Annotated in this window: 24 protein-coding genes; 12 read left to right on the plus strand and 12 right to left on the minus strand. The window is 62.9% G+C overall.

From position 1 onward, the window contains the following. Nucleotides 1–22 precede the first annotated feature (22 nt). Entirely contained in the window at nt 23–1438 is a 1416-nt protein-coding gene (locus tag HNQ95_RS08365) for an aminotransferase-like domain-containing protein (protein ID WP_182573849.1), read from the minus strand. Between the two features lie 83 nt (nt 1439–1521). Here HNQ95_RS08365 and HNQ95_RS08370 point away from each other — a divergent pair, with 83 nt between their 5' ends. Beyond that, nucleotides 1522–1737, plus strand: a complete 216-nt coding sequence (locus tag HNQ95_RS08370; RefSeq protein WP_067962615.1) for a DUF1127 domain-containing protein — start codon at nt 1522–1524, stop codon at nt 1735–1737. Between the two features lie 233 nt (nt 1738–1970). Here the strand turns inward: HNQ95_RS08370 and HNQ95_RS08375 are convergent, their stop codons facing one another. From HNQ95_RS08375 to purC, 4 genes are all read right to left on the minus strand, one after another. Continuing rightward, complete coding sequence (locus tag HNQ95_RS08375) at nt 1971–2378, minus strand: hypothetical protein (RefSeq protein ID WP_067962612.1); 408 nt, start codon at nt 2376–2378, stop codon at nt 1971–1973. A gap of 44 nt (nt 2379–2422) precedes the next feature. Continuing rightward, nucleotides 2423–3097, minus strand: coding sequence for a phosphoribosylformylglycinamidine synthase subunit PurQ (gene purQ, locus HNQ95_RS08380; RefSeq protein WP_182573850.1), 675 nt, complete (start codon nt 3095–3097; stop codon nt 2423–2425). Nucleotide 3098: 1 nt separating this feature from the next. After that, on the minus strand, nt 3099–3341 hold the full coding sequence (gene purS, locus HNQ95_RS08385) for a phosphoribosylformylglycinamidine synthase subunit PurS (protein ID WP_067966646.1): 243 nt from the start codon (nt 3339–3341) through the stop codon (nt 3099–3101). Nucleotides 3342–3412: 71 nt separating this feature from the next. Continuing rightward, nucleotides 3413–4180 carry a phosphoribosylaminoimidazolesuccinocarboxamide synthase gene (gene purC / locus HNQ95_RS08390; protein ID WP_067962607.1) on the minus strand — a complete coding sequence of 256 codons (768 nt, stop codon included), beginning with the start codon at nt 4178–4180 and terminating at the stop codon, nt 3413–3415. A gap of 286 nt (nt 4181–4466) precedes the next feature. On the opposite strand from purC, the gene HNQ95_RS08395 reads away from it, so the two are divergent. Then, entirely contained in the window at nt 4467–4787 is a 321-nt protein-coding gene (locus tag HNQ95_RS08395; RefSeq protein ID WP_067962605.1) for a DUF1476 domain-containing protein, read from the plus strand. A 136-nt stretch (nt 4788–4923) separates the two neighbouring features. Further along, nucleotides 4924–5694, plus strand: a complete 771-nt coding sequence (locus HNQ95_RS08400; protein WP_182573851.1) for an HpcH/HpaI aldolase family protein — start codon at nt 4924–4926, stop codon at nt 5692–5694. Here the strand turns inward: HNQ95_RS08400 and HNQ95_RS08405 are convergent. Together HNQ95_RS08405 and HNQ95_RS08410 are read right to left on the minus strand one after the other, a co-directional pair. Next, entirely contained in the window at nt 5691–6245 is a 555-nt protein-coding gene (locus HNQ95_RS08405; RefSeq protein ID WP_182573852.1) for an RBBP9/YdeN family alpha/beta hydrolase, read from the minus strand. The genes HNQ95_RS08400 and HNQ95_RS08405 overlap by 4 nt on opposite strands. 46 nt (nt 6246–6291) lie before the next feature. After that, nucleotides 6292–6780: a GNAT family N-acetyltransferase gene (locus HNQ95_RS08410; RefSeq protein ID WP_312874156.1), complete on the minus strand. Its 489-nt coding sequence runs from the start codon at nt 6778–6780 to the stop codon at nt 6292–6294. A 108-nt stretch (nt 6781–6888) separates the two neighbouring features. Between HNQ95_RS08410 and HNQ95_RS08415 the strand changes: the two genes are divergently transcribed. From HNQ95_RS08415 to HNQ95_RS08430, 4 genes are all read left to right on the plus strand, one after another. After that, nucleotides 6889–7227, plus strand: a complete 339-nt coding sequence (locus HNQ95_RS08415) for a GFA family protein (protein WP_465251663.1) — start codon at nt 6889–6891, stop codon at nt 7225–7227. Between the two features lie 105 nt (nt 7228–7332). After that, a complete protein-coding gene (locus HNQ95_RS08420; RefSeq protein WP_067962593.1) occupies nt 7333–8130 on the plus strand; it encodes a DODA-type extradiol aromatic ring-opening family dioxygenase in 798 nt (265 codons plus the stop codon). A gap of 50 nt (nt 8131–8180) precedes the next feature. Continuing rightward, nucleotides 8181–8540, plus strand: a complete 360-nt coding sequence (locus HNQ95_RS08425) for a diacylglycerol kinase (RefSeq protein WP_067962590.1) — start codon at nt 8181–8183, stop codon at nt 8538–8540. Between the two features lie 40 nt (nt 8541–8580). After that, nucleotides 8581–9171, plus strand: a complete 591-nt coding sequence (locus HNQ95_RS08430; protein ID WP_182573854.1) for a hemerythrin domain-containing protein — start codon at nt 8581–8583, stop codon at nt 9169–9171. Here the strand turns inward: HNQ95_RS08430 and HNQ95_RS08435 are convergent. Together HNQ95_RS08435 and HNQ95_RS08440 are read right to left on the minus strand one after the other, a co-directional pair. Next, on the minus strand, nt 9168–9749 hold the full coding sequence (locus HNQ95_RS08435; RefSeq protein ID WP_067962584.1) for a DedA family protein: 582 nt from the start codon (nt 9747–9749) through the stop codon (nt 9168–9170). The two genes, HNQ95_RS08430 and HNQ95_RS08435, sit on opposite strands and share 4 nt — an antisense overlap. Next, nucleotides 9746–10309, minus strand: coding sequence for a DUF1003 domain-containing protein (locus HNQ95_RS08440; RefSeq protein ID WP_182573855.1), 564 nt, complete (start codon nt 10307–10309; stop codon nt 9746–9748). The genes HNQ95_RS08435 and HNQ95_RS08440 overlap by 4 nt, the downstream gene beginning before the upstream one ends. Nucleotides 10310–10407: 98 nt before the next feature. Between HNQ95_RS08440 and HNQ95_RS08445 the strand changes: the two genes are divergently transcribed. From HNQ95_RS08445 to HNQ95_RS08460, 4 genes are read left to right on the plus strand one after another with little or no spacing between them, the layout of a single operon-like run. Then, a complete protein-coding gene (locus HNQ95_RS08445) occupies nt 10408–11121 on the plus strand; it encodes a DNA-3-methyladenine glycosylase I (RefSeq protein ID WP_182573856.1) in 714 nt (237 codons plus the stop codon). Nucleotides 11122–11174: 53 nt separating this feature from the next. Continuing rightward, nucleotides 11175–12854, plus strand: coding sequence for an NAD+ synthase (locus HNQ95_RS08450; protein ID WP_067962580.1), 1680 nt, complete (start codon nt 11175–11177; stop codon nt 12852–12854). A 44-nt stretch (nt 12855–12898) separates the two neighbouring features. Further along, the gene (locus tag HNQ95_RS08455; RefSeq protein WP_182573857.1) at nt 12899–13318 is read left to right on the plus strand and encodes a GNAT family N-acetyltransferase; all 420 of its coding nucleotides are present in this window, start codon (nt 12899–12901) and stop codon (nt 13316–13318) included. Nucleotides 13319–13327: 9 nt separating this feature from the next. Beyond that, on the plus strand, nt 13328–14569 hold the full coding sequence (locus HNQ95_RS08460) for an MFS transporter (RefSeq protein WP_182573858.1): 1242 nt from the start codon (nt 13328–13330) through the stop codon (nt 14567–14569). 4 nt (nt 14570–14573) lie between these two features. Here the strand turns inward: HNQ95_RS08460 and HNQ95_RS08465 are convergent, their stop codons facing one another. The 3 genes from HNQ95_RS08465 to HNQ95_RS08475 are packed head-to-tail and all read right to left on the minus strand — an operon-like array spanning nt 14574 to nt 15926. Beyond that, nucleotides 14574–15194 (minus strand): ATP-dependent Clp protease proteolytic subunit, encoded by a 621-nt coding sequence (locus HNQ95_RS08465; protein WP_067962570.1) that lies wholly within the window; start codon nt 15192–15194, stop codon nt 14574–14576. A gap of 37 nt (nt 15195–15231) precedes the next feature. Then, a complete protein-coding gene (locus HNQ95_RS08470; RefSeq protein ID WP_067962567.1) occupies nt 15232–15615 on the minus strand; it encodes an SRPBCC family protein in 384 nt (127 codons plus the stop codon). Then, nucleotides 15612–15926: an ArsR/SmtB family transcription factor gene (locus tag HNQ95_RS08475; protein WP_067962565.1), complete on the minus strand. Its 315-nt coding sequence runs from the start codon at nt 15924–15926 to the stop codon at nt 15612–15614. The genes HNQ95_RS08470 and HNQ95_RS08475 overlap by 4 nt, the downstream gene beginning before the upstream one ends. 341 nt (nt 15927–16267) lie before the next feature. Here HNQ95_RS08475 and HNQ95_RS08480 point away from each other — a divergent pair, with 341 nt between their 5' ends. Further along, a complete protein-coding gene (locus tag HNQ95_RS08480) occupies nt 16268–18070 on the plus strand; it encodes an ABC transporter ATP-binding protein (protein WP_067962561.1) in 1803 nt (600 codons plus the stop codon).

Consider the following 18070-nt stretch of genomic DNA (forward strand, 5'->3'; position numbering starts at 1 on the left):
ATCCGCCCGAGATCTCAGGGTTTCAGCCGAAGCTGTCGTAGCCGGCGTCACCCTCGTCGAGCAGGCGGCGCAGCTTGATCAGCCCGCCCTCGACCTCGCTGCGCGTGCGCGGTGCCGAAATGCCGATCCGGACGCGGTGGAAAACCTGGTCGGAGCGGCCGGCCTTGAACTCGTCCTCGTCGTCGACCAGCACGCCCTGGCCATAGGCGGCATTCTTGAATGTCCCTGAATTCCAAGGCTCCGGCAGGGCCAGCCAGACGAAGGGGATGTTGGCGGCGATGTTGAAGTCGCTGCCGTCGAGCGTCTTGCGCACGATGTCGAGGCGCGCATTGATCTCGGCGATGGAGCGGGCGCGAATGGCGGCGGCTTCGCCTGACAGCACCAGTTGCGCGCACAGTTCCGCCAGAAGGTACGGCATGCCGCCGGTGACCATCTTGTGGGCGACGCGGATACTGTGCCGGAAATGCGCCGGGCACGACAACCAGCCGCCGCGTACGCCGGCGGCGACAGATTTCGACAGACCGCCGACGACGAAGACCCGCTCGGGTGCAAATTCCGCCAATAGCGGCGTGCGATCATCGGTCAGGGCGCCATACAGATCGTCCTCGATCAGCAGCACATTGTACCTGCGCGCGACGTCGGCGATCGCGGCGCGACGCTCGGCCGGCATGGTCGCGCCGGTCGGGTTCTGCACTGTCGGCATCAGGAAGGCGACCTTCGGATGCTTCTGTGCGCAGACGGCCTCGAAATCAGCGGGGTCGATGCCGTGTGCGTCCGACCGGACAAGCGCCATGCGGCGCCCGACCAGTCCGGCGCTGCGCGCCACTTGCGTATAGGTCAGGTGCTCGAACACGATGAAGTCGCCCGGCTGCGTCACCGCCGCGATGATCGAAACGATCGCCGCATGCGCGCCGAGCGTCGGCACGATCGTGTCGGGCGAAGGAGCAAAGCCATTGCGGCCCAGCCAGGCGCTGCCGGCCCTGAACCAGTGCTCGGGGAAGTTCCGGGCATAGCTCGCGACGTCGTCGGGAAAGTCGCGGCAGATCGCCGAGGTGATTGTCTCGATTGTACTGTTCTGCCCGACATTGGGCGCAGCCGTGCTGTCGAAATGCAGCTTGCCCGCCGGCGCCTCGACTGGCCGCGATCCCTCATGGGGCAGGGACGCGGGCTCGATGATGGAGGGCTGGATGCCGTTGCGCTCCAGCACATAGGTACCGCGGCCGACCTCGCCGCTGACCAGCCCGCGTTCGCGCAGCAGCGCGTAGGCGCGACCGACAGTACCGATGGTCACTCCGATGTCGTAGGCCAAGTCGCGCTGCGGCGGCAGCTTGGCACCGGAAGCGAGTATGCCGTTGTCGATATCGTGCTCGATCCGCTCGGCCAGCCTGAGATAGAGCGGGCCGGAGCCGGAGGAGAGGTCGGGAAGCCAAATTGTCATGGTGACAATTCCTAAATTGCTATCGTCGTTGAGTCAATTCATAGCATTGATCGTCACAAATAGACACAATGTGGACAGCAAAAATGAGTACAATCGATGCAATTGGCGGAGTTGCCACGGCTGCATCTCCGCACGGGAAGCGCAGCGGTATACGCGGCTTCGTGCGCTGGCTGGCGTTTTGCATGGAGCGCCGGCGCACCAGGCTGGCGCTGCTGGAGCTGACCGACGACCAGCTCGCCGATATCGGAATTTCGCGCTGCGACGCCTATCGCGAAGGGCTACGCCCCTTCTACGACTAGAGCGCCGTGCGTCCGTGAGGACGCATAAGTGGGCGCTCTCGATCCTTGCGTTTTCGCATCGGACTTTTCGAAAGCCGGGTTCGGCTTTCGGGCCGATGCGGCCCACTCCCATGGTCACGGGCCGTCACGACCCACTGACGGTTCGGTTCAGGTGGAGGCGCGCCCCTGGTGCCTCCACCTCTTTTGCCCCGAGGCGGGCACGAGAGGCGGGTAATTGACGATTTGTCGGTCCGTCAGGCGGCCGAGCCGCAGGACGCGTCGCCGCTGCGCCAGCGATTGATGTCAGATGTGATCCGGCTGCCGAGCGCTTCGCTCATCAGCGGGCCGAACACCTGGACCTGGCTGGAATTGCCCTGTGCCTGCACGACCAGCAGCGGGCGCGCGCCATACTGCTTGGCCGGCACGAGCAGGAACCGCGGCGTGCCGCCGAAATTGTTCAGCTCATTGGCCATCTGGTACTTCTTGAAGGCCGGATCCTTGCTGGCGAACCAGCATTTGTGCGCAGCGATCGCCACCTGTTCCATCGAACGCAGCGAAGCGCTCTTGCCGGATGACGAGGGCGGCGGCGTCTTCGGGCCGGAATTGCAGGCGGCGAGGCCGATGACCGCGGCCGTTGCCGCCAGAATCCGCAGAGTCTTCATGCGCCGATACCAGCCTTTTCAGAGGGTGAGGGGAGGAGGTTCGCTCAGGCTGCCTTGGGCAGCCCGAGTGCGCTCTCGAACAACGCGCGGCCATCGTCGCCGCCATGCGCTGCCTCGATCAGGTTTTCCGGATGCGGCATCAGTCCGAGCACGTTGCCCTTGTCATTGATGATGCCGGCAATGTCGTTGATCGAGCCGTTCGGGTTGGTGCCCTCGGCGTAGCGGACCACGACCTGGCCTTCGCCCTCGATGCGCGCCAGCGTCTCGGGATCGGCAAAGTAGTTGCCGTCGTGATGCGCCACCGGGCAGCGGATGATCTGGCCGGCCGCGTAGTTGCGCGTAAAGGCGGTGTTGGCGTTGGCGATCTCGAGCTTTACTTCGCGGCAGACGAACTTCAGCGAAGCGTTGCGCATCAGGGCGCCCGGCAGCAGGCCGGCCTCGACCAGGATCTGGAAGCCGTTGCAGACGCCGACGACCTGCACGCCCTTGGCGGCCTTCTCGGCCACCGCGCGCATCACCGGCATGCGGGCTGCGATCGCGCCGCAACGCAGATAGTCGCCGAAGGAGAAGCCGCCGGGAATGGCGATCAGGTCGACATCGGGGATTTCGGTGTCGGTCTGCCAGACGGTAACGGGCGCGGTGCCCGAAATCTTTGTCAGCGCCGCGATCATGTCGCGGTCGCGGTTCAGGCCGGGGAGGAGAACGACCGCTGATTTCACGTCAGGCAATCTCCACTGCGTAATTCTCGATCACCGTGTTCGCCAGAAGCTTCTCGCACATGGCGTTGAGGTCGGCTTCCGCCTTGGCCTTGTCGGCGCCGTCGATTTCGACGTCGAAGACCTTGCCCTGGCGTACCGAACCGACGCCGCCGAAGCCGAGGCCGTCGAGCGCATGTTCGATAGCCTTGCCTTGGGGGTCGAGCACGCCGTTCTTGAGGGTGACGGTGACGCGGGCCTTGATCACGGGCATTTCACTCCGGAGCAGAAATGGAAAACAGTCGGGCGCGAAGTTACTCGCGCCCGTGCTTGGATTTGTCAGTGCTTGACGAGGACCGGCCCGGTCGGACGGGGCGTCTCGTTCTCGTTCATGATGCCGAGACGGCGCGCCACTTCCTGATAGGCTTCGACCAGCCCGCCCATGTCGCGGCGGAAGCGGTCCTTGTCGAGCTTGTCCTGGGTGGCGACGTCCCACAGGCGGCAGCTGTCGGGCGAAATCTCGTCGGCGACCACGATGCGCATCATGTCGCCCTCGAACAGGCGGCCGCATTCGATCTTGAAGTCGACCAACTGGATACCGACGCCCATGAACAGGCCGGAGAGGAAGTCGTTGACGCGAATGGCCAGCGCCATGATGTCGTCGATTTCCTGCGGGCTCGCCCAGCCGAAGGCCGTGACATGCTCTTCGGAGACCATCGGGTCGTCGAGCGCGTCGGCCTTGTAGTAGAACTCGATGATCGAGCGCGGCAACACGGTGCCTTCCTCGATGCCGAGGCGCTTGGCCAGCGAGCCGGCGGCGACGTTGCGGACAACGACCTCGAGCGGGATGATCTCGACTTCCTTGATCAGCTGCTCGCGCATGTTGAGCCGACGGATGAAGTGGGTCGGAATGCCCATGCGGTTCAGGTGGTTGAAGATGTGCTCGGAAATGCGGTTGTTGAGCACGCCCTTGCCGTCGACGACTTCATGCTTCTTCTTGTTGAAAGCGGTGGCATCGTCCTTGAAAAACTGGATCAGGGTACCCGGCTCGGGGCCTTCATAAAGGATCTTGGCCTTGCCTTCGTAGATGCGGCGGCGACTCTTCATTTGATTGTTTCTCTGGTTGGAAGGGTGGACGGCAAGCTACCGGTCCCTTTCTCACGCCGCAAAGCCGCGGCGGCTGTGGGTTTCAAGGCCGGTCTCTATCTTAATCGGGCCAATTGCTCAATCATCATTTCCTGCCAATTAACGCCTTTTGCTGCGGAAATGCCGCACCGCACAGGCAAACAGCTCAAAAGAGACGTATTGACCGGGCGGCGGGCTTTTGGTTTGAGGAAGTCGATATCATATGCACCGGAAGTCGAATCGATTTCCCACTCCCTGGAGGATTGCCATGAGCAACATGAAGGACCGCGAAGAAGGTTTTGAGCGCAAGTTCGTCTTCGACGAAGAACTGCGCTTCAAGGCAAATGCGCGGCGCAACAAGGCGCTCGGCCTCTGGGCTGCCGAAAAGCTTGGCAAGTCGGGTGCCGACGCCGAGGCCTACGCCAAGGAAGTCGTGGTTTCCGACATCGAGGAAGCCGGCGACCATGACGTCTTCCGCAAGATCCGCGCTGATTTCGACGCCGCCGGCGTCGACCAGTCCGATCATCAGATCCGCCGCACCATGGACGAGTTGATGGCGCAGGCGATCGACCAGATCAAGAACACCTGATCAAGACCAAATGCTGGATGCCGGGGCGCGAGTTTCTGCAGCCCTGGACCAACGAACCGCCCGCATCCCGGGCGGTTTTTTGTTTGCGCCGACGCCAGCTTCCGGTTGAAATGGCTACGACCTGAGGGAGAGAAAGATGTCGCTTGCCGAGAGACTGCACGCCAACGAGACCATCATCACCGCCTGGTCCGGCGTGCCGGATGCGCTGACGGTCGAAATCCTTGCCGGGCAAGGCTTCGATGCCGTCACCCTCGACATGCAGCATGGCGGCCACAATGAAGACAGCGTGCTGCGCTCGATCGCGCCGGTGCTCCGGGCGGGCAAGCATTCGATCGTCCGGGTTCCGGTTGGCCGATTCGACATGGCGAGCCGCGCGCTCGACTTTGGTGCCGAGGCGGTCATCGCGCCGATGGTCAATTCGGTCGAGGATGCCCGGCGCTTTGCCGCCGCGATGAAATATCCGCCGCTCGGCGAACGCTCCTGGGGCCCAACCTTCGCAGCACCGCGTCACGGCAGCAAGGATTCGGTCAAGTGGCTGAAGGAAAGCAATGCCCGCACCGTTTCCTTTGCCATGGTCGAGACCCATGCGGCGGTTGCCGTGCTCGACGGCATCCTGGAAACGCCCGGCATCGACGGCATCTTCCTTGGGCCGGGTGATTTCTCCATCGCCTGGACGAAGGGCGAGACGATCAACTCGACACTCGAAGCGATGATGGAAACGGTCGCCGATGTCGGCAGGCGGACCCGTGCCGCCGGCAAGCATGCCGGCATCTACGTCACCGATCCCAGGATCGCGGGGCGTTTCGTCGACATGGGTTACCAGGTGCTGGCGACAGGCTCCGAGCACCAGCTGATCGCGGCCGGCGCCGCGGGTCTTCTGGCGGACCTCAAGAAGTCTTTGGGCTAGCTTTCCAGCCGCGACAGGAACTGCGCGAATACCATCGATCCCTCCGGCCACGGCCCATGGCCGGAATCGGCGTTGATGTGGCCTGAATCGCCGGCATCTATGAACAGCGATCCCCAGGCCGCGGCGATGTCCTCGGCGACGTCGAGCGCGCAATAGGGGTCGTTGCGGCTGGCGACGACGACCGACGGAAACGGCAGCGGATCGCGCGGGTAGGGGCCGAAGGTCATCAGGTGCTTCGGCTTGAGGGCCGGGTTGGACACATCAGGCGGCGCCACGAAGAACGCGCCGGCGACGGGTTTCCTGAATTCGGGAATGGCGTGAATGACCGTCGGGATGCCGAGCGAGTGGGCAACAAGCACCACCGGCCGCTCCGCCGCGTTCACTGCCTTGACGACCTTGTCCGTCCAGTCCCCGCGGACCGGCTTCGACCACTCGTCCTGCTCGACACGGCGTGCGGTCGACAGCTTTTCTTCCCAGCGGCTCTGCCAGTGGGCGGGCCCCGAATTGGTGTATCCGGGCACGATGATGATATCGGCGTCTTTTACCTTCATGTCGCGGATGTAGCGATCCGATCTTGCTGGTGCAAGACGGGGCAGCTCACAGTTCCATGTGCACGATCTCGATCGGGTCGCCACCGACACCATGGGAGAAATAGCCTCGCTCGATCGCGCGAAAGCCGTGGCGGAGATAGAAGCCCTCGGCATTGACAGTCGATTCTACCCGCACCGGCCCTTCATGGTTCCTTCGTGCATTCCGGATGCCGATTTCGAGCAGTTTTTTGCCGAGACCTGATCCTGCCGCGTCGGCAACAAGGAACAGCCGCGTCACCTCACCTGGCTCGGAATCGACGAAGCCGACGATCCTGTCGCCTCGCTCGGCAACAACCATCAGCCCTTTGGCAATGAGGGCTTCGTAAGTGTCCGGCGTCCGATCGCCCATCCATCCGGCAATCTGTTCGGCGGAATAGTGCTCCTTCGCCAGCTCACGCACGGAATGTCGCGTCACGTCAAACACCGCTCGTCCGTCCCCGCTCCGTGCCGGCCTGAGCGTTGTTGTATGTTCATTGTCGTTCATGACGTGCACCACGATCGCATTTATGAGCCGGACAGGTAGCCGGCCTGGGATGGGATTGTCTCCGGTGTTTGCCGACTGGCACAACGGAACTGTTGCCGACGATCCAGAGCCGGTCGCGCAATTTTTTGCAACATGTGCCGGAAGCAGAGCGGCCACTACTACGCTGCAACCAATATCAATGACGACATGGTCGATATCGAAGGCGGTGAGAACGTGACGTGGTTTGCCGCGTCAAGCTTCGCCCGGCGCGGCTTCTGCAGTCGTTGCGGCTCGGTGATGCTCTGGAAGCCGAACGACGAAGGCTACGTTTCGATCATGGCCGGTTCGTTCGAGGAGCCGTCGTCGCTGGTTGGCGGCTATCACATCTTCATCGCCGACAAAGGCTCATATTACGAGATCGATGACGACTTGCCGCGATACGAACGGTCGTCGCCTTCGCTCAAAGTGCTGGAGGATTGAACGGGAGACTGACGATCGTTGTCAATTGTTGAACGCTTCGTCGTGGTTCGGCGCTCTGCTCGAAACAGTGAGGAGCGCGTATATTTCAGGGCAAGGAGACATGACATGACCTCGTTGCCCACACTTTTCATTTCGCATGGCGGCCCCGACATCGTTTTGGCCGACACGCCGGCGCGCCATTATCTCGAAGGCCTCTCGGGTCTTGTCGAGAAGCCCAAAGCCATTGTGATCGTCTCGGCGCATTTCGAGACCGACGGCGTCGCCGTCGTGACGGACCCCAAGCCGGGCATGATATACGATTTCGGCGGCTTCGCGCCCGAGCTCTACAAGATGATCTATCCGGCCGTCGGCGAACCTGCCCTGGCCGAAAGAGTGTTCGGCATGCTCGATCAAGCCGGCCTGAAGCCGCATACGTTCGAGAAGCGCGGCTATGACCACGGCACATGGACGCCGCTCAAGCTGGCGTTCCCCGACGCCGACATTCCCGTGGTTCAGGTGTCGATCGACCCTAGTCGCGATGCCGCTTGGCATCATGCCATCGGCAAGGCGCTGGCGTCATTGCGCCACGAAGGCGTACTGCTGATCGGCTCAGGCCACATCACCCACAATCTGCGCGCCTATTTCAGTCGGCTTCGGCGCGGAGCCGAACCCGATCCCGCGCTGGCCGGCAAGGTGCATGCGTTCACCGAATGGTTCGCCGACAGGCTGGCGCTCGGCGATACCGAAGCGCTGCTGCACTGGAAGGACAAGGCGCCTTTCCCTGGGGAGAACCACCCGACCGACGAACATCTGATGCCGATCTTCTTCGCTTACGGTGCGGCAGGTGAGGGTGCGAAGGGCCGTCGCGTGCACGATTCGGTCGATCACGGCTTCTTTGCCAACGATTCATATCTGTTCGACTGAGCGTCGAGCCGCTAAATGATGCCGCTTCGATCGAACTGAAAGGGCATTCCATGGAGCGGCTGGTCAAGGCTTTCCAGAACTCGGTGCGGGCATTCTCGCGACTGATCCGCTCCGAGGCGGCATTTCAGCAGGAAATCATGCTGCTCGTCGCAGCCCTGCCGATCGGCTGGTTCGTGGCAGGCACCTGGGGCGGCTACGCGCTGCTGATCGGATCGATCCTGTTCCTGATCACAGTCGAGGTGCTGAACACCGGCATCGAGGCGGCGTGCGACGCCGTCAGCCGCGAATTCAACATCGACATCCAACTTGCCAAGGACTGCGGCTCGCTCGCCGTGCTGATCTCGATCGTCATCGTGCTGGGCGTCTGGGTCTACGCCATCGCCGAGCGCCTGGCCGGGCTTCCGATCTGAAGGTCGCGTACCTACATGTCGGTTACCAAAGGAGACCGACATGGCTGACAAGGCCGATATCCACCTCGAGACGCGCGCCGGCCTGCCGGAGGACCTGCGTTGGCTCGTCGCCAAGTATCCGCGCGAGGACTGGCGCGCCCACGACAACGTCCATGGCATGGCCTCGATGTGGCTGCAGCGTCACGACATGTTCCGCGAGCTGGGCGGCATGCTGACCGCAGGAATTGGCGATTATCGCGAGGGCCGCATGGACGCGCAGCAATTCGCCCGCTGGTTCGCGCCGCGGCTGAACCATTTCCTCGGCAATCTCGATGGCCACCACAATGTCGAGGACCATCACTATTTTCCTGTCTTCGCCAAGGCTGAAAGCCGGCTGAAGCGAGGCTTCGAGATCCTCGACGCCGACCATCACCTGATCCATGAGGCGCTGGAGCGCAATGCAGACTCGGCCAACGCGTTCATCCAGGCGCTGCAGGAAAATGAGGACAAGCAACGCTTTGCCGCCGACGCCTATGCCGACGAGAATGCGCGGCTTGTCGCCATGCTGACGCGGCATCTGGATGACGAGGAAGACCTGATCATCCCGCTCATTCTCGATCGCGGCGACCGGGAACTGGTGGGCTCGGACTAATCCTTCGGCTGCCTGCGGGCGATGTGGCGGGCCAGGAGCCAGGTTCCCAGCGCCACGGCGATGCCGATGCCAAGTCCGAGAAACAGCCGGTGGTGCGCCTTCAGCGTGTCGCCGAGGATGTGCTCGGCACCGAGGCCGAATACGTAGCCGAGGCTGACGAAGATGCCGGCCCAGACGAGCGCCGACAGGCCGTTGAGGGCCAGAAACAGCGAGACCGGGATGCGCGACAGGCCTGCGGCGATACCGCCGGCCAGTCGCATGCCGTAGACGTAGCGGTTGCCGAGCACGAACAGGTTGGGATGCGCCTGCACCAGGCGGAAGGCATGGCTGAAGCCAGGCCTGCGGCGCAGCAATCGCACCCATTTGTGGTTGGAGAACCGCCGTCCAAGGATGAAGAACAGCGTGTCGCCGAGAAAGGCGCCTGTCGCGGCCACGGCAAAGGCGCTCCACGGTTCGAAAAACCGCTGATGGGCGAAGAAGCCGCCGAGGATGGCAAAGCTCTCGCCTTCGGCCATGCAGCCGATGAAGACGGCGAGAAGCCCGAAGCGCTCGACGAGGTGGTGAAGGGTTTCGATCATCGAGCGGGCGACTGAGGTGCGGAGGAGTCGGCAATGCGCTGGACCTGGACAGTCAGCTGCTGCACCTGCTCGCGCAGCAGAATGATCTCCTGGAAGCGGATCTCATCAAGTTTCTCGTGCAGCGCCATGATCTCGATCTCGGCCTTCAGGTTGACGGCATAGTCGTGCGAGGCATCGATGCGGTCGCGCTCGGCCTGCCGGTTCTGCGACATCATGATGATCGGTGCCTGGATCGCCGCCAACATCGACAGCACAAGATTGAGGAAGATGAATGGGTAGGGATCGAACGAGCCGAATCCCAGCAGCCAGGCATTGAGCACCGTCCAGACGACGAGGAAACCCAGGAAGCCGAGGATGAAGCTCCAGGAGCCGCCGACGCGGGCGATGCCGTCCGCCAGTCGTTCGCCCCGGCTTTCGCTGTGAGCGACGCTGTCATTGACGTTGAGGGAAACCGGTTTGCGATCAATCGCGCTCTGCAGGACCTTGTGCTCGAGTTCGCTCAAATGCTCCGGTGCGCGCTTCAGCCATCTTCCGGCAAGGTCAGCCACAGTCTTGTTCATTTGCACGCCCCCGCTTTCCAACCGGCTGCTTGGCAGCCACGAATCCTTATATGAAGATGGCTGGCGATGTCGCCAAGATGAGGTTGCGGGGGAATGGAATGATGGACTTCGCCAGGATCAGGGCGCGCGCTGAGGAGCGCAAGGGCGGCGATGCGGTGCTGAAGTCGCTGCTGGGGCCGGCGTTCGACAATACGACGCTTGCCAAGGTCCCTGACGACCGGATCCTGTCGACGATGGCGGAGCGTGTTTTTGCCGCCGGTTTCGTCTGGCGTGTCATCGAGCAGAAATGGCCCGGCTTCGAGGAGGCTTTCCTTCATTTCGAGCCGAAGCGGCTTCTGTTCCAGCCCGATGACTTCTGGCACGACCTCGCCTCCGACAAGCGCATCGTGCGCAATCCGCAAAAGATCCGCTCGGTGCGCGACAACGCCGCCTTCGTCGAACGCGTCTCGCAGGAGCATGGCAGCTTCGGCAGGTTCCTTGCGGCATGGCCGGCCGACGACCAGGTCGGGCTGACGGGCTATCTGGGCAAGCACGGCAGCAGACTCGGCGGCAACACCGGTCAATATCTGTTGCGCTGGCTGGGCTGGGACACGTTCATCCTGTCACAAGACATGATCCTGGCCCTGCGCGACGCGGGTCTCGACATCGGCGAGGCAGCGTCCTCCACGAAGGATCAGGCCAAGGTGCAGGCTCAGATCAACGAATGGGCAAAGGCGACCAAGCTGCCGCGGGCGCATATCTCGCGCATCCTCTCCATGTCGATCGGCGTCAACCGTCCAGCCGAGGAACTGGCGAGCTACATGGGCGAATGATGGCCCAACCGAACTCGATTGCCCGACTTCACAACGCAGGCTAAACCGCTGACATGACGAAAAAATCTCCCGACATCCTGCGCATCGCCGTTGCCCAGCTCAACCCGACGGTCGGCGACATCAACGGCAATCTCGCCAAGGCGCGCGAGGCGAGGGCGGACGCGGCGCGACAGGGTGCCGATCTGGTGTTGTTCACCGAACTTTTCCTCGCCGGTTATCCGCCGGAGGACCTGGTGCTCAAGCCGGCCTTCCTGGCTGCCTGCGAGCGTGCGGCGGAAGATTTCGCCAAGGACACATCGGACAATGGCCCCGGCGTCATCATCGGCGTGCCGCTCAAGCGCAAGAGCGGCGTGCACAACGCGGTCGTCGTTGCCGATGGCGGCAAGATCGTTGCCGAGCGCTTCAAGGTCGACCTGCCCAACTATGGCGAGTTTGACGAAAAGCGTGTGTTCCAGCCCGGTCCCGACATGCCGGGTCCGATCAATTTCCGTGGCGTTCGCATCGGTATCCCGATCTGCGAGGACATCTGGGGTGAGCTCGGCGTCTGCGAGACGCTGGCCGAGAGTGGTGCTGAAATCCTGCTCGTGCCCAACGGCTCACCCTATTATCGCGCCAAGATGGACGTGCGCCATCAGGTGGCGATCCGTCAGGTGATCGAGAGCGGCCTGCCGCTGCTCTATGCCAACCAGCTCGGCGGGCAGGACGAACTCGTCTTCGACGGCGCCTCCTTCGCCATCAACGCCGACCATTCGCTGGCGTTCCAGATGAGCCAGTTCGAAGAGACGGTGGCGATGACAACCTGGAAGCGCGGCGACGAAGGCTGGGCCTGCGTCGAAGGGCCAATGTCGAAAATCCCCGAGCGCGAGGAGGCCGATTATCGCGCCTGCCTGCTGGGCCTGCGCGACTACGTCAACAAGAACGGCTTCAAGAACGTCGTGCTTGGCCTTTCCGGCGGCATCGATTCGGCGATCTGCGCGGCACTCGCCGTCGACGCGCTCGGCGAGGAGCGGCTCAGGGCGATCATGATGCCTTATCGCTATACCTCGAAGGATTCGCTCAAGGACGCCGAGGATTGCGCCCGGGCGCTCGGCTGCCGTTACGACATCGTGCCCATCCATGAGCCGGTCGACGGTTTCTCGCATGCGCTGACGCAGCTGTTCGAGGGCACCAAGGAAGGCATCACCGAAGAGAACCTGCAGAGCCGCGCCCGCGGCACGATCCTGATGGCGGTGTCCAACAAGTTCGGCTCGATGGTGGTGACGACCGGCAACAAGAGCGAGATGTCGGTCGGCTATGCCACGCTCTATGGCGACATGAATGGCGGCTTCAATCCGATCAAGGACCTCTACAAGATGCAGGTCTATGCGCTGTCGCGCTGGCGCAACACGCATGTGCCGCCGGGCGCGCTCGGCCCCTCGGGCGAGGTCATTCCGAAAAACATCATCGACAAGGCGCCGTCTGCGGAACTCAGGCCCAACCAGACCGACCAGGATTCGCTGCCGCCCTATCCGGTGCTCGACGACATCCTCGAATGCCTGGTCGAGAACGAGATGGGCGTCGACGACATCGTCTCCCGCGGTCATGATCGCGATACGGTCCACAAGATAGAGCACCTGCTCTACATCGCCGAATACAAGAGGCGGCAGGCAGCACCCGGGGTGAAGATCACCAGGAAGAATTTCGGCCGCGACCGCCGCTACCCGATCACGAACAGATTCAGGGATCGTGGCTAAGTCGCTGGAACTGAACTGAAAACCGCCAGCAGACCGGAGGGTTCATGACCGAGGTCGAGATCAGTTTCGACGTGTCGCGCATCGACTTCGACAAGACGTCGGACGTCATCAAGGCGAGCTATTGGGGCGAGGGCCGGACCGACGACATCCATCGCCGGGCCTTCGACAATTCGCTGTGCCTGGGCGCTTATATCGACGGCGAGCAGGTCGGTTTCGCCCGCGCCATCACCGACTATGCCTGCTTTGCCTATGTCGCCGACGTCATCGTCTGGCCTGAGCGGCGCGGCCTCGGCATCGGCAAGAAGCTGATCCAAGCGCTCATCGACCATCCTGAGCTTGCGAGCGTGACCGGCTTCTCGCTCAGAACCTCGGACGCGCACAGCCTCTATGAACAATTCGGCTTCGTGACCTCGACTGACGGCATGTACATGCGCCTGTCGAGGCAGCCGGCAGCCCAAGGATAGACCAGAGGCGTGTCCTACATCTCCTTCGTTCGGGACAATCCGCGCTGGCTGGCCGGCGGGTTCCTGCTCACCTTCTTTTCGACCTTCGGCATGACCTCGTTCATCGCGCTGTCGGCCGGTGACATCCGTCGCGATTATGGGCTGTCCCATGGCGAGTTCGGCACGCTTTACATGGTCGCCACGCTGGCCAGCGCCTTGAGCCTGCCGCGGCTCGGCCAGATCGTCGATCGCTACAGCGCACAGAAGGTGGCGTTGTTCATCGTGCCGATGCTGGCGCTGGCGAGTGCATCGATGGCACTGTCGCAACACCTCGTCATCCTGTTCGTCGCCATCTATCTGCTGCGGCTGTTTGGCCAGGGCATGATGGTGCACACCGCCTACACCGCAACCGCGCGCTGGTTTTCGGCGCAAAGGGGGCGCGCGCTGTCGACCGTCATCCTCGGCCACAACGCCGGCGACGCTATCATCCCGATGGGTTTCGTGCTGATCGCCGCCTCCGTTGGCTGGCGCAACGGCTGGCTGCTTGCGGCAGCAATGATTGCCTTCATCGCCCTGCCGGCGATCGTGCTGCTTGTCGCCGTGGACCGTAAGCCGCGCTCGTCCGATCCCGTGGCACGCCAGATCGACGCGCGCGACTGGACGCGCGCCGAGGTGGTTCGCGATCCGATCTTCTACGTGCTGCTGCTCGGCGTCATGGCGCCGGGGCTGATCGTGACGACCTTGTTCTTCCACCAGGTCTATCTGGTGGAATTGCGTGGCTGGTCGCTCGAGGTCTTTGCCTCATCCTTTCTGGTGACGGCGGTGGTCAACGCCGCCTTCACGCTTGTCGTCGGCCAGCTCATCGACCGCTTTTCCGGCGTCTCGCTGCTGCCCTTCGTGCTCTTGCCTCTGGGGCTGGCCTGCCTGGTGCTGGGCCTTGTCGACGCGCAGTGGAGCGCCTTCGGCTTCATGGCGCTGCTCGGCATCTCGAATGGCCTGTCGACGACGCTGTTCGGTGCCATATGGCCCGAAGTCTATGGCCTCAGGCACCTTGGCTCGATCAGGGCGCTGATCGTTTCTGCCGGCGTGTTCGCCTCGGCAATCGGGCCGGGCCTGACCGGGTTCCTGATCGACGGCGGCGTCAGCTACCCCGGCCAGATCGTGGCGATGGCGGTCTACTGCTTGGCCATTTCCTTTGTTCTGCTGTTGGCTTCGCGGCGGATCCGCGCGCGAAGCCATGTTCAGCCGGCACCAGCCGTGGTTGGCGTTTAGCCGACTACTTCCCGGATATGCTCTCCACGGTCTCGCGGCGGTCATAGACGTGGTCGACGATACCCCAATCCCTGGCTTCCTCCGCCGTGAAGAAGTAATCGCGGTCGAGCACGCGCGCCACTTCTTCCTCGGTGCGCCCGCAATGCTCGGCATAGAGCCTGGTCATGCGCCGCTTGAGCTTGATGATGTCTTCGGCATGGCGCTCGATGTCGGAGGCTTGGCCACGGAAGCCGCCGGAGGGCTGGTGCAGGATTACGCTCGCATTGGGCAGGGCGATGCGCCTGCCGGGTGCGCCGGCCATCAGCAGGAACGAGCCCATCGAGCCCGCCGTGCCCATGCACAAAGTAGATACGGGGCAGCGGATGAACTGCATCGTGTCATAGATGGCAAAGCCGCTGGTGACCACGCCGCCCGGGGAGTTGATGTAGAACGAGATTTCGCGGGTAGGGTTTTCCGACTCAAGGAACAGCAGCTGCGCGCAGATCAGCGAGGCCGAATTGTCGTCGACCTCGCCATTGAGGAAGACGATCCGCTCGCGCAGCAGCCGGGAAAAAATGTCGAAGGAGCGTTCGCCGCGCGGCGATTGTTCCACCACCATAGGGACGAGTTGCATCGTGTCGCGCATGCGCGAATTTCCTTTCATCAATGGAGACTGTTTGGGCTTAGGCGGCGGCGCGCATCAGCGGCGGGCTGTTCGAATTCGCCGGCGAAGCAATGGTCCTGGCCGTCTCGACGCTATGGGTCAGGCGGAACCACGTGCCGCCGTCCGGCTGCGCTTCGAGGTCGAAAGTCACGACCGTTTCGGGTTCGCTCACCGTTGCGTCGTTCCAGGCGTAGCGAACGCGCGAGAACGGCAGAGCCTCGATGATGCGGTAGGCCGGGCCGGTCGTATCAGCGGTGACCTTGTCGGCCGCCGGCACATCGAGCCAGGTTGCGACGAACTCCGGTACCGTCAGCGCGCGCCAGACCTTTTCAGGCGTCGCTTCCAGTTCGCATTCGACGACGATGGTGTCGTCTGTCTCTTCCTGCCTTTGGGCGTCCGTCATTGGTCCATCTCCTTGAGCAGTGTCTTCAGCCTCTCGACACGTTCCGGCCAGAAGCTGCGATAGCGGGTGAGCCAGTCGAAAAGCGGCCGCAGCCCGTCGGGGTTGACGCTGTAGTTCACATGCCGGCCGGCACGCGCTTCCTTGATCAAGCCTGCGCCGCGCAGCACGGCGATGTGCTGTGAGATCGCTGGCTGTGAAATCTCCAGCCCCTGGCGTAGTTCCGTCGCGTTTTTCTCGCCTGCCGTCAGTCGGTCCAGTACGGCACGGCGGGTGGGATCGGACAGGGCGCGGAATATCTCGGATTCGTTCATGGAAATGAGATAAGCATGGACTTATCTGTTGCGCAAGTGCCACCCAATGATGCCTGCGAAACTGGCACAACAGGCTTCGGTCCAGCGCGGGGGTTGGCTAAGCAAAAATGCTTCGATATAAGCAAATTCTTCGCGGCCACTAACAGGGAGGTCTGAATGCCAGAATATGACATGTCCTCCCGGGGTTCACGCCGAGGTCGTTGACCTCGCGAACCACCTTCGGCGTCCCTTTTATCTGACGCTGCCGTACCGCGACTTCCTGATTCAGCAAGAATTATTCGTCGCGCCTTTGAACATCTTTTTTCCAGGGGTGGCGTCGGGTTTCGGCGCCTCAACGCATCATGGCTCGTTTTCGTATCGACCTGCGCGGCGGCGCTTTCCGCAGCGTTCTGGGTTTCACTTTCAGGCACTGGCAACGCCAACCGGCCCGGCTCGTCGTTATCTCGGCGGCCGTGCTCATTTCGACGATGGCCGACGTGTTGACGCCGCTCTATTCGGGCCGGCTGATCGACGCCGTCGCCAGTAGCGCGGCGACTGACGAGGTGGCATGGAATGCGGCGCTCGCCGCGTTCTTCACCTTGCTGGCACTTGCCACTGGCTCGCTGGTGTTCCGCCACATCGCCTTTGCCGGCATCATCGAGTTGACGCTCAAGATGATGTCCGACATCGCCCAGGATGCGTTCCACCGCGTCCAGCGCTTCTCGACCGACTGGCACGCCAACAGCTTCGCCGGCTCGACGGTGCGCAAGGTGACGCGCGGCATGTGGGCGCTCGACCTGCTCAACGACACGCTGCTGGTGGCGCTGCTGCCGTCCTTCGTGATGCTTGTCGGCTCGACCATCCTGCTGGGATGGCACTGGCCGATGATGGGCCTGATCATTGCCGTGGGCTCGCTGATCTTCATTACCCAGACGGTGGTGATGTCGCTCGGTTTCGTCGCCCCGGCGGCCAGCCTTGCCAACAGCTGGGACACGCGTCTCGGCGGCTCCTTGGCCGACGCCGTCAGCTGCAATTCGGTGGTCAAGGCCTTTGGCGCCGAGGAGCGTGAGGAAGGGCGTCTCGCCAAGGTGATCGCCAAGTGGCGTCACCGCACGGGGCGCACCTGGATGCGCGGAACGATCAACGGTACGTCGCAGAACATCACGCTGGTTCTGCTGCGCGCCGCGATCATCGGCTTCGCCCTTTTCCTGTGGTCAAGCGGGCAGGCCAGCGCAGGCGATATCGCCTTCGTGCTGACCTCGTTCTTCCTGCTCCAAGGCTATCTGCGCGATGTCGGCATGCACATCCGCAACCTGCAGCGTTCGGTCAATGACATGGAGGAACTCGTCGACATCCAGGGCCAGCCTCTCGGTGTGGCCGATCGGCCTGGCGCCAAGCCGATCCAGATCGGCGACGGCGGCATCGAGTTCAAGCATGTGACGTTCCACTACGGCACGCATGCGAACCCGCTCTACCGGGACTTCTCGGTGTCGATCAAACCAGGCGAGCGCGTCGGTCTCGTCGGCCATTCCGGTTCGGGCAAGACGACCTTCGTCAAGCTGATCCAGCGGCTGTACGATGTCGGCGGCGGCAAGATCACCATCGACGGGCAGGACATCGCCAAGGCGACACAGTCGTCGCTGCGTTCGCAGATCGCGATCGTGCAGCAGGAGCCGATCCTGTTCCACCGCTCGCTGGCCGAGAACATCGCCTACAGCAGGCCGGGCGCGACGCAGGCCGATATCGAGCGCGCGGCAAAGCTCGCCAGCGCGCACGAATTCATCCAGCGTCTGCCCAAGGGTTATGGCACGCTGGTCGGTGAGCGTGGCGTCAAGCTGTCGGGCGGCGAGCGCCAGCGCGTGGCGATTGCCCGTGCCTTCCTGGCCGATGCGCCGATCCTGATTCTCGACGAGGCGACATCCAGCCTCGATTCGGAATCGGAGGTGCTGATCCAGCAGGCGATGGAGCGCCTGATGGTCGGGCGCACGACGCTGATCATCGCGCACCGGTTGTCGACGGTGAGGGCGCTCGATCGGCTGCTCGTCTTCGATCGCGGAGAGATCGTCGAGGAGGGCCGGCACGAGGCGCTGGTACGCCGCGAAGGCGGCATCTACCGCCGCCTGTTCGAACGCCAGGCGCTGGAGCTCACCAAAGGGCTCGTCTAG

The sequence above is a fragment of the Aminobacter ciceronei genome, assembly GCF_014138625.1.
In the GTDB taxonomy this organism is placed as follows: domain Bacteria; phylum Pseudomonadota; class Alphaproteobacteria; order Rhizobiales; family Rhizobiaceae; genus Aminobacter; species Aminobacter ciceronei.

Excerpts from the sequence above, each read along its gene's own strand:
- HNQ95_RS08365 (WP_182573849.1), bottom strand. The coding sequence starts at position 1,438 with ATGACAATTTGGCTTCCCGACCTCTCCTCCGGCTCCGGCCCGCTCTAT.
- HNQ95_RS08370 (WP_067962615.1), top strand. The coding sequence starts at position 1,522 with ATGAGTACAATCGATGCAATTGGCGGAGTTGCCACGGCTGCATCTCCG.
- HNQ95_RS08375 (WP_067962612.1), bottom strand. The coding sequence starts at position 2,378 with ATGAAGACTCTGCGGATTCTGGCGGCAACGGCCGCGGTCATCGGCCTC.
- purC (WP_067962607.1), bottom strand. The coding sequence starts at position 4,180 with ATGAAGAGTCGCCGCCGCATCTACGAAGGCAAGGCCAAGATCCTTTAT.
- HNQ95_RS08395 (WP_067962605.1), top strand. The coding sequence starts at position 4,467 with ATGAGCAACATGAAGGACCGCGAAGAAGGTTTTGAGCGCAAGTTCGTC.
- HNQ95_RS08400 (WP_182573851.1), top strand. The coding sequence starts at position 4,924 with ATGTCGCTTGCCGAGAGACTGCACGCCAACGAGACCATCATCACCGCC.
- HNQ95_RS08405 (WP_182573852.1), bottom strand. The coding sequence starts at position 6,245 with ATGAAGGTAAAAGACGCCGATATCATCATCGTGCCCGGATACACCAAT.
- HNQ95_RS08420 (WP_067962593.1), top strand. The coding sequence starts at position 7,333 with ATGACCTCGTTGCCCACACTTTTCATTTCGCATGGCGGCCCCGACATC.
- HNQ95_RS08425 (WP_067962590.1), top strand. The coding sequence starts at position 8,181 with ATGGAGCGGCTGGTCAAGGCTTTCCAGAACTCGGTGCGGGCATTCTCG.
- HNQ95_RS08430 (WP_182573854.1), top strand. The coding sequence starts at position 8,581 with ATGGCTGACAAGGCCGATATCCACCTCGAGACGCGCGCCGGCCTGCCG.
- HNQ95_RS08435 (WP_067962584.1), bottom strand. The coding sequence starts at position 9,749 with ATGATCGAAACCCTTCACCACCTCGTCGAGCGCTTCGGGCTTCTCGCC.
- HNQ95_RS08440 (WP_182573855.1), bottom strand. The coding sequence starts at position 10,309 with ATGAACAAGACTGTGGCTGACCTTGCCGGAAGATGGCTGAAGCGCGCA.
- HNQ95_RS08445 (WP_182573856.1), top strand. The coding sequence starts at position 10,408 with ATGATGGACTTCGCCAGGATCAGGGCGCGCGCTGAGGAGCGCAAGGGC.
- HNQ95_RS08450 (WP_067962580.1), top strand. The coding sequence starts at position 11,175 with ATGACGAAAAAATCTCCCGACATCCTGCGCATCGCCGTTGCCCAGCTC.
- HNQ95_RS08455 (WP_182573857.1), top strand. The coding sequence starts at position 12,899 with ATGACCGAGGTCGAGATCAGTTTCGACGTGTCGCGCATCGACTTCGAC.
- HNQ95_RS08465 (WP_067962570.1), bottom strand. The coding sequence starts at position 15,194 with ATGCGCGACACGATGCAACTCGTCCCTATGGTGGTGGAACAATCGCCG.
- HNQ95_RS08470 (WP_067962567.1), bottom strand. The coding sequence starts at position 15,615 with ATGACGGACGCCCAAAGGCAGGAAGAGACAGACGACACCATCGTCGTC.
- HNQ95_RS08475 (WP_067962565.1), bottom strand. The coding sequence starts at position 15,926 with ATGAACGAATCCGAGATATTCCGCGCCCTGTCCGATCCCACCCGCCGT.
- HNQ95_RS08480 (WP_067962561.1), top strand. The coding sequence starts at position 16,268 with ATGGCTCGTTTTCGTATCGACCTGCGCGGCGGCGCTTTCCGCAGCGTT.